General features: G+C 71.1%; 11 protein-coding genes. 9 read left to right on the forward strand and 2 right to left on the reverse strand.

Annotation, left to right across the window (positions count from 1 at the left end):
* Positions 1-56 precede the first annotated feature (56 nt).
* The gene (locus ACEJ41_RS00100) at positions 57-1,070 is read left to right on the forward strand and encodes a LacI family DNA-binding transcriptional regulator (RefSeq protein ID WP_374012780.1); all 1,014 of its coding nucleotides are present in this window, start codon (positions 57-59) and stop codon (positions 1,068-1,070) included.
* A gap of 189 nt (positions 1,071-1,259) precedes the next feature.
* Positions 1,260-2,819: a serine hydrolase gene (locus ACEJ41_RS00105; RefSeq protein ID WP_374012781.1), complete on the forward strand. Its 1,560-nt coding sequence runs from the start codon at positions 1,260-1,262 to the stop codon at positions 2,817-2,819.
* A gap of 41 nt (positions 2,820-2,860) precedes the next feature.
* Here ACEJ41_RS00105 and ACEJ41_RS00110 read toward each other — a convergent pair whose 3' ends face one another.
* Positions 2,861-6,583, reverse strand: a complete 3,723-nt coding sequence (locus tag ACEJ41_RS00110; RefSeq protein WP_374012782.1) for an indolepyruvate ferredoxin oxidoreductase family protein — start codon at positions 6,581-6,583, stop codon at positions 2,861-2,863.
* An 87-nt stretch (positions 6,584-6,670) separates the two neighbouring features.
* On the reverse strand, positions 6,671-8,155 hold the full coding sequence (locus tag ACEJ41_RS00115) for an AAA family ATPase (RefSeq protein WP_374012783.1): 1,485 nt from the start codon (positions 8,153-8,155) through the stop codon (positions 6,671-6,673).
* A gap of 116 nt (positions 8,156-8,271) precedes the next feature.
* On the opposite strand from ACEJ41_RS00115, the gene ACEJ41_RS00120 reads away from it, so the two are divergent.
* The 7 genes from ACEJ41_RS00120 to ACEJ41_RS00150 all read left to right on the forward strand — a co-directional run bounded on the left by ACEJ41_RS00120 (position 8,272) and on the right by ACEJ41_RS00150 (position 13,342).
* The gene (locus ACEJ41_RS00120) at positions 8,272-8,901 is read left to right on the forward strand and encodes an AAA family ATPase (RefSeq protein ID WP_374012784.1); all 630 of its coding nucleotides are present in this window, start codon (positions 8,272-8,274) and stop codon (positions 8,899-8,901) included.
* Between the two features lie 11 nt (positions 8,902-8,912).
* Positions 8,913-9,389, forward strand: a complete 477-nt coding sequence (locus ACEJ41_RS00125; protein ID WP_374012785.1) for a histidine phosphatase family protein — start codon at positions 8,913-8,915, stop codon at positions 9,387-9,389.
* Between the two features lie 29 nt (positions 9,390-9,418).
* Positions 9,419-9,991 (forward strand): YceI family protein, encoded by a 573-nt coding sequence (locus ACEJ41_RS00130; RefSeq protein ID WP_374012786.1) that lies wholly within the window; start codon positions 9,419-9,421, stop codon positions 9,989-9,991.
* Positions 9,988-11,928, forward strand: coding sequence for a phospholipase D family protein (locus tag ACEJ41_RS00135; protein ID WP_374012787.1), 1,941 nt, complete (start codon positions 9,988-9,990; stop codon positions 11,926-11,928). Before ACEJ41_RS00130 ends, ACEJ41_RS00135 begins: the two co-directional genes overlap by 4 nt.
* Positions 11,929-12,004: 76 nt before the next feature.
* Complete coding sequence (locus tag ACEJ41_RS00140; protein WP_374012788.1) at positions 12,005-12,217, forward strand: DUF2945 domain-containing protein; 213 nt, start codon at positions 12,005-12,007, stop codon at positions 12,215-12,217.
* A gap of 1 nt (position 12,218) precedes the next feature.
* A complete protein-coding gene (locus ACEJ41_RS00145) occupies positions 12,219-12,776 on the forward strand; it encodes a DUF488 family protein (protein WP_374012789.1) in 558 nt (185 codons plus the stop codon).
* Between the two features lie 134 nt (positions 12,777-12,910).
* Complete coding sequence (locus tag ACEJ41_RS00150) at positions 12,911-13,342, forward strand: hotdog fold thioesterase (RefSeq protein WP_374012790.1); 432 nt, start codon at positions 12,911-12,913, stop codon at positions 13,340-13,342.
* Positions 13,343-13,420 lie beyond the last annotated feature (78 nt).

Consider the following 13,420-nt stretch of genomic DNA (forward strand, 5'->3'; position numbering starts at 1 on the left):
ATGCACCGCCCGGCCGCTGCATGGCGGCCGGGCGCATGCCAGGGAGGCCTGCATCGATGCGTGTACGGATCGAGGACGTCGCTGCCGCAGCGGGCGTGTCGATGAAGACCGTTTCGCGCGTGCTCAACCACGAGCCCGGCGTGCGCGAGAGCACGCGTGCGCGCGTGCGCGAGAAGATGACCGCGCTGGGCTACCGGCCCGACCCTTCCGCGCGCAGCCTGGCCAGCAACCGCTCCTACCTGCTGGCGCTGGTGTACGACAACCCTTCGCCCAACTACCTGATGGAGATCGTCACCGGCGTGGTGGAGGCGTGCGAGCAGCATCACTACGGCATGGTGATGCAGCCGCTGGCGTTCGCCAGCCCGGACCTGCCCGGCCAGGTCGAGTCGATCGTGCAGGCCTCGCGCCTGGAGGGGTTGATCCTCACCCCGCCGTTGACCGACAGCGCGCCGCTGCTGGAGCGCCTGGATGCGCTGGGCGTGCCGTTCTCGTGCATCTCGCCGCGTGACCCGCAGGGCCGCACCGGCGTGACCCTGGACGAACACGAGGCGGTGTGCGAACTGATCGGCCGGCTGATTGCCGACGGCCATCGCCGCATCGCCCATGTCCGCGGCCACCCGGACCACGGGGCCAGCCAATGGCGCCTGGCCGGCTATCGCAGCGCCCTGCGCCGCGCGGGGCTGCGCCATGATCCGGCGCTGGTGGTGCAGGGCGAGTTCTCGTTCGACTCGGGCCTTGCCGCCGGCCATCGCCTGCTGGACCTGCAGGCGCCGCCCACGGCTATCTTCGCGGCCAACGACGACATGGCCGCCGGAGTCATGCGTGCGGCAGCCGAGCGCGGCCTGCGGGTGCCGCGCGACCTGTCGGTGTGCGGTTTCGACGACACCCCGATCTCGCGGCAGATCTTCCCGCGGCTGACCACCGTGCAGCAGCCCGCGCGCGAAATGGGCCAGGTGGCGACCATGCGCCTGCTGGCCGCGCTGCGCGAGCGCGGTGCCGGACGCATGGTGCAGATGTCCTACACCCTGCAGTTGCGCCAATCGACCGGACCGGCCCCGGCCGGGGCGTGACCATCGGCACTGGAGTGAGTCTGTGCTGCTGTCATAGTTATATATGACACCACTACAGGAGGCTCCATGCGTTCCCTGGTAATTGCACTTCTCTTCGCCACCAGCCCGGTCCCGGCCTTGGCCGCGCCAGCGTCGGTTCCCGATGATGCGGCCGTCGCGCGTCATTCCCGGACGCTGTTGCACCAGGCCGTGCCCGACCCTGCGCACAGTCCCGGTCTTGCCGTGCTGGTGGCGCGCGGTGATCGCGTGGTCTACCGCGATGCGCGGGGCATGGCCAACATCGAGCTGGGCGTGCCGCTGTCTGCGGACCATGCATTCCGCATCGGTTCGGTCACCAAGCAGTTCGCCGCCGCAGGGGTACTCAAGCTGGCCGCCGAGGGCCGCCTCGGCCTAGACGACCCGTTGGAGCGTTTCGTTCCCGGATATCCGGACGGCGGGAGGATCACCCTGCGGATGCTGCTCAACCACACCTCGGGCGTGCGCAGCTATACCGACATTCCGGGGCTGATGGACGGCCAGATCCAGCGCGATGTCACCACCGCGCAGCTCATCGCAAGCTTCCGCGACCAGCCGCCGGACTTTGCCCCGGGCGAGGGGTGGCGCTACAGCAATTCGGGCTACGTCCTGCTCGGGGCGGTGATCGAAGCGGCCAGCGGCATGCCCTGGCACGCCTACCTGGACCAGGCGCTGTTCCAGCCGCTGCAGTTGCAGCGCACCGGGCATGCCAACCAGGCCGATGCGCTGGTTGCAGGGCATGTCACCGGCTACACCCCGGAGAGCGGCACCTGGACGCATGCGCGCTACATGAGCATGACCCAGCCCCACGCCGCTGGCGGCCTGGCCTCCACCCTGGACGACCTGCTGGCGTGGAACCGCGCGCTGCATGGCGGCGGCGCCGTGGATGCCGGCCTGTACCGGCAGATGGTCACGCCCGCGCCCGGCGCGCGTGAACCCTACGGCTTCGGGATCCTGCGCCAACCCTTTCGCGGCACCGAAATCCTGCAGCATGGCGGCGGCATCTTCGGGTTCCTGGCGCACCTGGCCTACGTGCCGTCGGCGGACCTGAGCGTGATCGTGCTCTACAACGCCGATGGCACGCTGCCGCCGATGCCCGGCACGGCCGAGCTGGCGCACCGGATCGCTGCCCATGCCCTGGGCAAGCCTTATGCCGAGAAGGTGGCCGTTCCCCTGGAGCCGGCGCAACTGGCTGCCTACGAAGGCGTGTACCGGACCGATCCGTCCAACGCGCGGCAGGTGCGCGTGGACCAGGGCCACCTCACCCTGCGCCAGGCCGGCGGGCCGGTGCAGCGCCTGCTGCCGGTGGGGCAGGACCAGTTCCTGTTCGAGACCGGGCTGTCGCGGCTGGGCTTCGAGCGCGACGCGGCCGGGGCGGTAGCCGGGTTGCGCCTGTACCCGGACGACGAGGGTCCGGGCGAGCACATGGGCCGTACCGATGAGCCGCTGCCGGCCGCCCGGGTGACGGTGGAACTGCCAGCCGCAGCACTGGAACGCGTGTTGGGCCGCTATGCACTCGACGGCCTGGTGCTGACCGTCGCCGTGGTGGACGGGAAGCCCACGGCACAGCTGACCGGGTATCCGCCACTGGACATCCATGCCGAATCGCCGGACCGGTTCTTCCTGACCGCGATCGACGCGACCCTGGAGTTCACTCCAGGCCCGGATCCGGCCGATGCGGTGACAGTGGCCGAAGGCGGCAACGTGACCCGCTTCACCCGCCTCGCCGAGTAGACCGCAACCGGCCGTCTTGTCCCGGTGCCGCGCCGCCGGGCTCAGGCGGCCGGTGCCCCGGCGGCCGGTTGCCCGGCGTCCCACTGGCGCAGCAACTCCACCTCGCGCGCCCTGGCCGCTTCCAGGTGGGCGTGCTTGACGTGACCGTAGCCGCGGATGTGCTCGGGGATGCTGGCGATCTGCGCGGCCAGGGCCACGTTGCCGGCGTGCAGTGACGGCAGCAGGTGGTCGATGGTGGCGAAGTAGTCCTCCACCAGCCGGCGTTCCAGGCGCCGCTCGGCGGTGTATCCGAACGGGTCCAATGCGGTGCCGCGCAGCACGCGCAGCTTCGCCAGCCAGCGGAACGCGGTGAATACCCACGGGCCGTATTCGCGCTTGAGCAGGCGGCCGTGCGCATCCTTCTTCGCCAGCAGCGGCGGTGCCAGGTGGAAGCGCAGGCTGTAGTCGCCCTCGAACTGCTGGCGCAGGCGGTGGGCGAACTCGCCGCTGGTGTACAGCCGCGCGACCTCGTACTCGTCCTTGTAGGCCATCAGCTTGAATGCATAGCGCGCGACCGCCTCGGCCAGTGCGGTCGAACCCGGTGCGCGCGCCTGTTCGGCCGCACGCACCTTGGCCACCAGCGCCGCATACCGGTGCGCATAGGCCGCGTCCTGGTACTGGGTAAGGAAGCGTGCGCGGCGATCGATCAGCTCGTCCAGGCTGCGCGACAGCTGCAGGTCGTCCAGCGGCGATGCGCCATCGTCGCCGGATCCGCCATCGTGTTCGGGCAGGCCGCGCCATTGGTGCGCGGCACGCGTTGCGCGCGGCGCACTGGTGCTGCCCCATTCGCTGCCTTCCCAGTCACCGGGTGGCAATTGGTGCAGGTCGCCGGGCCGGTCTTCGTCGTTGGCCGCTGGAGGCCGTGCCAGCCCGGCGGCGGCGGCCACCGCCTGCGGGTCCAATGCCGACAGCCGGCCCCAGGCGAAGGCCTGGCGGTTCATGTCCACGGCCGCGCCATTGAGTTCGATCGCGCGCATCAGCGCCTGCCGCGACACCGGCACCAGGCCCAGCTGCCAGGCATGGCCGAGCATGAACAGGTTGGCGGCAATGGCATTGCCCAGCAGCGCCGTGGCCAGCCGGGTGGCGTCCAGCAGGCGCGGCTCGCGCCCGCCCAGGGCCAGGGTCACGCCGGCGATGATGTCGGCGGCGGGGAAGTGCAGGTCCGGGCGCATGGTGAAGCTGCCGGGCATGGCCTGGTAGGTGTTGAGCACCACCTCGGCACGGTCGGCGCGCACCTTGGAAAGCGCCCAGTAGTCGTTGACCACCACCATGTCGCAGCCCAGCACCAGGTCGGCCTCGCCGGCGGCGATGCGCACCGCATGGATGTCCGCCGGCGCTTGCGCCAGCCGCACATGGGTGGTGACCGCGCCGCCCTTCTGCGCCAGTCCGGTCTGGTCCAGGACCGTCGCACCCTTGCCTTCCAGGTGTCCGGCCATGCCCAGCAGCGCGCCGATGGTGACCACGCCGGTGCCGCCCACGCCGGTGATCAGGATGTTCCAGGGCCGGTCCAGGTTCGCGCGCAATTCCGGCTCGGGCAGGTCCTCCAGCAGTGCGGCCGTGTCGGCGCGCGGCCCCTTGCGCAGCGCGCCGCCGTGCACGGTGACGAAGCTCGGGCAGAAGCCCTGCACGCAGGAGTAGTCCTTGTTGCAGTTGGACTGGTCGATCTGGCGCTTGCGCCCGAACTCGGTTTCCTGCGGCAGCACCGACACGCAGAAGCTCTTCTGCCCGCAGTCGCCGCACCCCTCGCACACCAGGCTGTTGATCAGCACCCGCTTGGGCGGGTCTGCCAGCAGGCCGCGCTTGCGCCGGCGCCGCAGCTCGGTGGCGCAGGTCTGGTCGTAGATCAGGATGCTCACCCCGCGCACCTGGCGCAGGCGCTGCTGCACCGCGTCCAGCTCGGCGCGGTCGTGGAACTCCACCCCGGGCGGGAACTGCTCGTGCCGGTGCCATTTGCCGATGTCGTCGCTGACCACGACGATGGTGTCGATGCCCTCGGCGCGCATCTGCCAGGCGATGCCCGGCACGCTCAGGGTGCCGTCCACCGGCTGGCCGCCGGTCATGGCCACCGCATCGTTGTAGAGGATCTTGTAGGTGATGTTCACCTTGGCCGCCACGGCCTGGCGGATCGCCAGCGAGCCGCTGTGGAAGTAGGTGCCATCGCCCAGGTTCTGGAACACGTGCGTGGTGTCGGTGAACGGCGCCTGCCCGGCCCAGGTCACGCCCTCGCCGCCCATGTGGGTGTAGGTCTCGGTGGCCCGGTCCATCCAGGTCACCATGTAGTGGCAGCCGATCCCGGCCAGTGCGCGCGAGCCCTCCGGCACCACCGTGGAGGTGTTGTGCGGGCAGCCGGAGCAGTAGTGCGGCACGCGCGGGAACTGCGCGCGCGGCAGGGCCATCTCCGCTTCCTTGGCCTCCATCCAGCGCAGCCGCTGCTCGATCGACTCGGTGCTGATCGCGCTGGACTGGAGCAGGCGCTGGATGCGCCGGCCGATCACCGCGGCGATGGTGGCCGGGGTGAGCTCGCCGGTGGAGGGCAGGATCCACTGCCCGGCCTCGTCGTACTTGCCCACGATGCTCGGGCGCCGGCCCCACGCCGCCGGCCAGTTGTAGAACTGCTCCTTCATCTGGCGCTCGATGAAGGCGCGCTTCTCTTCCACCACCACGATGTCTTCCAGGCCGCGCGCGAACGCGGCGATGCCCTGCGGCTCCAGCGGCCAGGTCATGGCGACCTTGTACACGCGGATGCCGATGTCGCGGCAGGCGGCTGCATCCAGGCCCAGGTATTCCAGCGCCTGCAGCACGTCCAGGTAGCTCTTGCCGGTGGTCACGATGCCCAGCCGCGCGTGCGGCGCGTCCATCACCGTGTGGTCGATGCGGTTGGCGCGGGCGAATGCCTGGGCCGCACCGATGGCGTAGCGGTGCAGGCGCATTTCCTGGTCCAGCGGTGGATCGGGCCAGCGGATGCCCAGCCCGCCGGACGGCATGTCGAAGTCCTCCGGCAGCACGATCGTGCGCGCGAACGGATCCACGTCCACCGATGCGGACGATTCGACCGTCTCGGCCACGGTCTTGAAGCCGATCCAGCGCCCGGTGTAGCGGCTCATCGCCCACCCCACCAGGCCCAGGTCGAGGATGTCCTGGACCCCGGCCGGGTTGAGCACCGGCATCATCGCGCTGACGAACTCGTCCTCGCTGGCGTGCGGCAGGGTCGAGCTGCGGCAGGCGTGGTCGTCGGCGGCCAGCGCCAGCACGCCGCCGTGTTGCCAGGTGCCGGCGGCGTTGCCGTGCTTGAACACGTCGCCGCTGCGGTCCACGCCCGGGCCCTTGCCGTACCACATGGCGTAGACGCCATCGACCTTCGCGCCCGGGAACAGGTTGGTCTGCTGGGTGCCCCAGACCATGGTCGCGCCCAGGTCCTCGTTCAGGCCGGGCTGGAAGCGCACCTTGGCCTCGTCCAGGTGCTTGCGCGCGCGCCACAGCTCCAGGTCGAAACCACCGAGCGGGCTGCCGCGGTAGCCGCTGATGAAGCCGGCGGTGTCCAGGCCCGCGGCCGCGTCGCGCACCTGCTGCATCAGCGGCAGCCGCACCAGCGCCTGCACGCCGCTGAGGTAGATGCGGCCGTGGTGGCGGCTGTACCGGTGCTCGAGGGTGTAGTGGCGGTCGAAGCTGTCCGCGCCGGGCCCGTTGGCGGACGCGGGCGAGGTCAGTTCGGCGGTGCTGGTCATGGCTGGCCCTGGCGCTGGCGGAACCGGGCCTGCGGCCCGGCGGGGCATGATACAGCGGCCTCCATACGGAGCCGACCGTGTGCGCTTTCAGTCCGCCGGCACCGTGCGCTCGCGCGCCCAGTCGCGCAGCGTGGCCACCTGTTCGGCCATCAGCACCGACAGCGGGCGGGTGCCGCGGATCTCGGCCATCAGCAGGTCGGTATCCAGCGCGCGCTGCTCGGCATGGGCCGCGTACAGGCCGGAAACCACCGCCTGCTCGATCTCGGCACCGGAAAAACCATGGCTGGCCGCGGCCAGGGCCGGCAGGGCGAAGCCTTCCGGGTCCAGGCTGCGCGCGTGCAGGTGGATGCGCAGCAGCTCCACCCGCGTGTCCGGCGCGGGCAGGTCGACGAAGAAGATCTCGTCGAAGCGGCCCTTGCGCAGCAGTTCGGCCGGCAGGTGCCGGACCTGGTTGGCGGTGGCCACCAGGAATACCGGCGCCTTGCGTTCGGCCATCCAGGTCAGCAGGTAGCCGAGCACGCGGCGCGACACCCCGCCGTCGCCATCGCCTGCATCGGCGGCCACGCCTTTCTCGATCTCGTCGATCCACAGCACGCACGGCGCCAGCTGGTCGGCCGAGGCCAGCGCGGCGCGCAGGTTCTGTTCGGTCTCGCCGTGGTATTTGGCGTACAGGGTGCCGAAATCCAGGCGCAGCAGCGGCACGTCCAGGGCCCCGGCGATGGCCTTGGCCAGCAGTGACTTGCCGCAGCCCTGCACGCCCAGCAGCAGCACCCCGCGCGGCGGGTCCAGGCCCGGCGGCGGGTTGCCGGCGAACGCCGCGCGGCGCTGGCCGATCCAGCGCTTGAGCCGGGCTGCGCCGGCTACCTCGTCGAAGCCGGCGGCGTCGTATTCGTAGTGCAGGTGGCCGCTGCGGTTGAGCAGCTCGAACTTCAGCCGCGCCAGGTGTGGAAGGTCCGACGCGGTGAGTGCGCCGTCGCCGTGGATCAGCTGGCGGGCGATGCGGCGCGCATCGTGCAGGTCCAGGCCCTGCAGGTGGCGCACGATCTGGCGCACCGCGTCCTCCTCGGCCTCGACCCGGCGACCGCCGTGCTCGCGGGCATAGGTGGCCGCCTCCTCGCGCACCAGCTTGAGCAGCGCGGACGCGTCGGGCAGGCGCGGGCGGAAGCGCACCGCCATCGCATCCAGCTCGGCCGGCAGCTCCACCCTGGCCCCGACCAGCACCATCACGTGCGGCTGGCAGTGGCGGCGCTGGAGGATGTCGCGCAGCAGGCGCTGGTGGCTGGCGTAGCCCAGGTAGGGGTGGAAATCCAGCAGCAGGTAGATGCCGCGTTGCTCGGCCTCCTGGATCGCGCGCAGCACCGAGGACGCGTCAGGCGGGCCTTGCGCATCGTCCTCGCGGTCCAGGTCCAGCCGGCGCATGCCTTCGGTGATGGTCCAGCGGTACAGCGCGCGCCAGACCTGCATCAGCGATTGCCGGAACAGGTCCACCACCTGCTCCTCGTCGCGACTCTCGATGACGATCAGCGGGGTGTTGGCCCGGATCAGGGCGGTCAGGTCCTGCAACTGGCTCATGGGCGTGCGCAAAGCGGGGATCGATGCACGATAGCAGCGGCGGCGGCGGCCTTCCTACCGTCTCCACGGGGGCCGGTGTACCCTGCGCTGCAGCCAATGCGCAAAGGACAGGGCGGATGAAGACGATCCTGGTGGCCGGTTCCAAGGGTGGCGTGGGCAAGACCACGGTCGCCACGCACCTGGCAGCGCATTGCGCGCTGCAGGGACAACGTACCGTACTGGTCGACGCCGACCCACAAGGTTCGGCCACGCGCTGGGCCCAGCGCCGGGCCGGCCTGGACAGCGCGGTGCTGCCGGTGGACGGCAGTGGCCGCGCCTGGCGCAACCGGGTGCCCGGCGATGCCGAGCAGGTGGTGATCGATGCCCCGGCCGGGGCCATGGCCACCGACCTGGAGGCCTTCCTGGCCCTGGCCGATGCGGTGGTGGTGCCGGTGCAGCCCTCGGCGCTGGACATCGAGGCCACGGTCGGGTTCCTCAACACCCTGGGCAAGGTGCCGCGGGTGCGCCAGCGCAAGCTGCCAGTCGGCCTGGTGCTCAATCGCGCCAAGCCCTGGACCCATGCCTCGCAGCAGGCGCTGGAAATGCTGAAGACCTGGCCCTACCCGGTGGTGGCGCAATTGCGCGACACCCAGGCCTACGTGGTCCTGGTGGGGCTGGGGCGCAGCATGTTCGACTACCACTCCGCCCAGGTGCGCGAGCACCAGGCCGACTGGGAGTCGTTGTTCAAATGGCTGGCCAAGGCCTGAGCGGAGGCGACATGCGTGAAGTGATCCTGCTGCGTCACGCCCATGCCGAGCCCGCCTCGGCCGGGCAGGCCGACATCGACCGTCCGCTCTCGCCGCAGGGGCTGGCCGAAGCCGAGGCTGCCGGGCGCTGGCTGGAGGCACAGGGACTGCTGCCGGACCGGGTGCTGTGCTCCCCGGCGCGGCGCACGCGCGAAACCCTGGAAGCGGTGCTGGAGGTGACCGGCTACGCCGAGCAGCGGCTGGAGGAGGCGATCTACGAGGCCACCCCCGGCACCCTGATCGGGCTGCTGGAAGCGCAGCAGGACGTCGAGCGCCTGCTGATGGTGGGCCACAACCCCGGCATGGAGCGCCTGGTGGCGCTGTTGAACAGCGGCCGCTCGGGCGACTACCGCGGCATGCCGACCGCCGCGGTGGCGGTGCTGACGTTGCCGCCGCACACCACGATCGAGCCAGGGATGGGCCTGCTGACTGCCTTCTGGTGGCCCTAGGACCCATGCGCCGGAGCCTGTGCTGCGGCATGTTCCTGCTCTTGCACGGGTATCTGGCGGCGGCCATCGCGTCGCCGGTGCCGGTGGCCGAACCGGCCCGCGCGCAGCAGATCGATACGCAACGCAGCCACCTTGGCTTCGAGGTGCGCACCCGCCTGGGCGGCCAGGTGGCGGGCGTGTTTCCGGTATTCGACGGCGCCATCCATACCTTGCCCGACGGTCGCCACCAGGTGCGCCTGCGCGTGGCCACGCTGGCCGCCGAGATTCCCGGCCGGGCCCGCTACACCGCCTGGCTGCGCGGCGACCACTTCTTCGATGCGCTGCGCCATCCGTGGATGGAGTTCGTCTCCGACCCGTATGTCGCCCAGGGCCTGGCCGACGGCCTGCTGCTCGAAGGCCGCCTGACCCTGCGTGGCGTCACCCGTGACGAACAACTGCAGGTGGCCCCGGCCGCCTGCCCGCGCCCCGGATTGGACTGCGCGGTATGGGTGAGCGGCGACATCCAGCGCAGCCGATACGGCATGGATGACTGGCGCCTGGTGCTTGGTGACCACGTGCTGCTGCGCATGCAGGTGTGGATACGGGACAATCCGTCCCCGTGAACCGTCTGTTGCTCCGCATCCTGGCGGCGGCCCTGGCCTTGCCGCTGGCCGCCTGCGCCACCCTCTCGCCGGCCGAGTACGCGCGCGCGGAGGCCATTGCCGTGGACGCGCGCGACACCACCGTGGACTGCACCCGGGCCGACCGCTGCGCCGCGCCCTCGCCGCTGCGTGCGCTGGCCGGCCAGGCCTTCGCCGCCTCTGCGCCCGACGCGCCGCGGCATTACGCGCTGATCCTGGACGAGGGTGGCGAGGCCTTGCTGGCACGCCTGGACCTGATCCGCGGCGCCACCCGCAGGGTCGACCTGCAGACCTACATCTTCGACAAGGACGACAGCGCGCGCCTGGTCCTGGACGAACTGCTGGCCGCCGCCCGCCGCGGGGTGAAGGTACGGGTGCTGATCGACCAGCTCTCGGCGATCGCCGACCTGGAGATCCTGGCCGCCCTGGCCGGCGCCCACCAGAACCTGGAACTGCGCATCTACAACCCGACCTTCGGCCTGGCCAAGCCCAATTACCTGCACTACGCCGCCAGCGTGGTGTGCTGCTTCCGCCGCTTCAACCAGCGCATGCACAACAAGCTGCTGGTGGTGGACGACGCGGTCGGCATCGCCGGCGGGCGCAATTACCAGGACGACTATTACGACTGGGACGGGCAGTTCAATTTCCGCGATCGCGACGTGCTGGTGGCCGGCCCGGCGGCGCGGGCGATGGAGCGCAACTTCGCCCACTACTGGGATGACCGGCGCAGCGTGCCGGTGGCGCACCTGCGCGACGTGGCCCGGCTGCTGCTGGAGCGGGGTGCGCCCGGGTTGCCGCCGGCGCAACCGCGACGGCCCGACCGGGTGCAGGCGATGCAACGTGCCGCCGCCGATACCGGGCTGGTGCGCGAGCGGCTGGCCGACCGCGCGCTGCCGGTCGGCGCAGTGGCCTACCTGGCCGACCTGCCGGAGAAGCATCACGGCGACCAGGCCAGCGAAGGTGCCGGCGCAGCCGGCCTGGCCAACCTGCTGGCCCAGGCACGCCAGGAGATCCTGCTGCAGACCCCGTACCTGGTGCTGTCGGACGAAGCGCTGGGAATCTTCCGCCAGTTGCGCGCGCGCGAGCAGCCGCCGCGGGTGGTGGTGTCCACCAACAGCCTGGCGGCCACCGACAACCCGATCGTCTACGCGCTCACCTACAAGTACAAGCGGCGCCACGTGCGCGAGCTGGGCTTCGACCTGTTCGAGTACCGGCCGTTCCCGGCCGACCCTCCGGTGGACCCGGCGCTGGGCGCCTGGCACCCGGGGCAACCACCGGCCGGCGCGGACCCGGCGGTGGCGCGCAGCGAACTGCCCGGCGGCAGCCTGGGGGGCAGCCGCGGCAGTGGCGCGGCCCAGGTGGAGGACAAGCTGCGCACCGAAACACGGCCCTCGCTGCTGCGGACCAGCACCCCCGCCAACCGGCCGGTGCCGGTGATCGGCAGCGGGCCGCGCATGGGCCTGCACGCCAAGTCGATGGTGATCGACCGCCGCATCGGCGTGGTCGGCACCCACAACTTCGACCCGCGCAGCGAGACCTACAACACCGAGGCGGCGGTGGTGATCGACGATCCCGCCTTCGCCCGCGCGCTGGCCGCCAGCATCGAGCGCGACATCGCGCCCGGCAACTCGTGGACGGTGGCGCCGCGGCGCAAGCCGCCGGTGCTGTCGGGGCTGAACTACAGTGTGGGCAAGGTCCTGGAAGCCTCGCCCATCCTGGACCTGTGGCCGTGGCGCTATGCCACCAACTACGCCTTCCTGCCCGGGCCCGAATGCCCGCATGCGCTGCCCCGCCGCGACCCGGATTTCCACCGCTGCTACGTGGCGGTCGGCGATTTCCCCGAGGTCCGGCTGGGGCCCAAGTCGATCTTCACCCGCATGCTCACCGCCTTCGGCGCCGGCCTGGTGCCGATCCTGTAGCTGCGGCGCCCGCGCCGATACACGCGGCGTGGACACCGGATCGGCTGCAATGGATCTCCCCGCCCGGAGCGATGCCATGCCCCATGCATTCAAGGTCGGCGACCACGTTCGCTGGAATTCCGAGGCCGGCCATGTCAGCGGGCGCATCGTCAAGGTGCATACCCGCGACACCGGGTACAAGGGGCACATGCGCCGCTGCAGCCCGGACGACCCGCAGTACGAGATCCAAAGCGACCGCACCGACCATGTCGCCATGCACAAGGGCACGGCACTGAAGAAGATCCGCTGAGATGGCCGCCGCCGGGGTGGAAACGGTCTGGACCGTGGGCCACTCCACCCGCGGCTGGGAGGAGTTCCTGGAGCTGCTGGCCGGCTATCGCATCCAGGCCCTGGCCGACGTGCGCCGCTTCCCGGGCTCGCGCCGCCATCCGTGGTTCGCCAGCGACGCGCTGGCCGCCAACCTGCCGGCGGCCGGGCTGGAATACCGCTGGCTGCCGCAGCTGGGTGGACGCCGCCGGGTACGGCCCGGCTCGCCCAACGGGGGCTGGCGCAATCCTTCCTTCCAGGGCTATGCCGATCACCTGGACAGCGCCGAGTTCGCCGAAGGCCTGGGCCTGGCGCTGGAACTGGCCGCGCGTCGCCGCACCGTGCTGATGTGCGCCGAGGCGGTGTGGTGGCGTTGCCATCGCGCGCTGATCTCCGACGTGCTGAAGCTGCGTGGCATCCAGGTGCTGCACATCCTCGACGCCACTCATGCGCCGGAGCATCCATGGAGCGCGGCGGCGCGGGTGGAGGGCGGGCAGCTGGGCTACCCGCCGGACCAGCCGGAGCTGTTCGGGCCGGCGTGAAGGTGCGCGGGCAACGGCAACGGCAGAACGCCGCAGTTCGCTGGCTTCCCGCGTCCATATCCCGTATCCCGCTGGCTATCCTGGTTGTCGGCAGCCGACAATCGGCCCGTCCCCACCACCGAAGGCGATGCCGCATGTGCTTCCGCGCACCCGTGTCCCTGGACGCGCTCAACCGGCTCGGCCGCAACACCCTGGTCGAACACCTGGGCATCGTCTTCAGTGCCGCCGGCGACGACTGGCTGCAGGCGACCATGCCGGTGGAGCCGCGCACCCTGCAGCCGTATGGGCTGCTGCATGGCGGCGCCTCGGTGGTGCTGGCCGAGACCCTGGGCAGCAGCGCCGGCAACCTGTGCCTGGATCCGGCGCTGCAGATGGCGGTGGGCCTGGAAATCAACGCCAACCACCTGCGCGCGGTGCGCCAGGGCACGGTCACCGGCATCACCCGCCCCCTGCACCTGGGCCGCAGCACCCAGGTGTGGGAGATCCGGATCGAGGATGGACGCGGGCGCCTGAGCTGCATCTCGCGCCTGACCCTGGCGGTGGTGGCGGCCGCCGGACCGGCCTGACCGTCGTGGCCGGTTCGCCAGGACGCTGGCCGCCGCCCCGCTCGCGTGCACGCATGCATGAATCGCGTGCCTGCGCAT

The sequence above is a fragment of the Pseudoxanthomonas koreensis genome, from assembly GCF_041890415.1.
Taxonomy (GTDB): Bacteria; Pseudomonadota; Gammaproteobacteria; order Xanthomonadales; family Xanthomonadaceae; genus Pseudoxanthomonas; species Pseudoxanthomonas koreensis_A.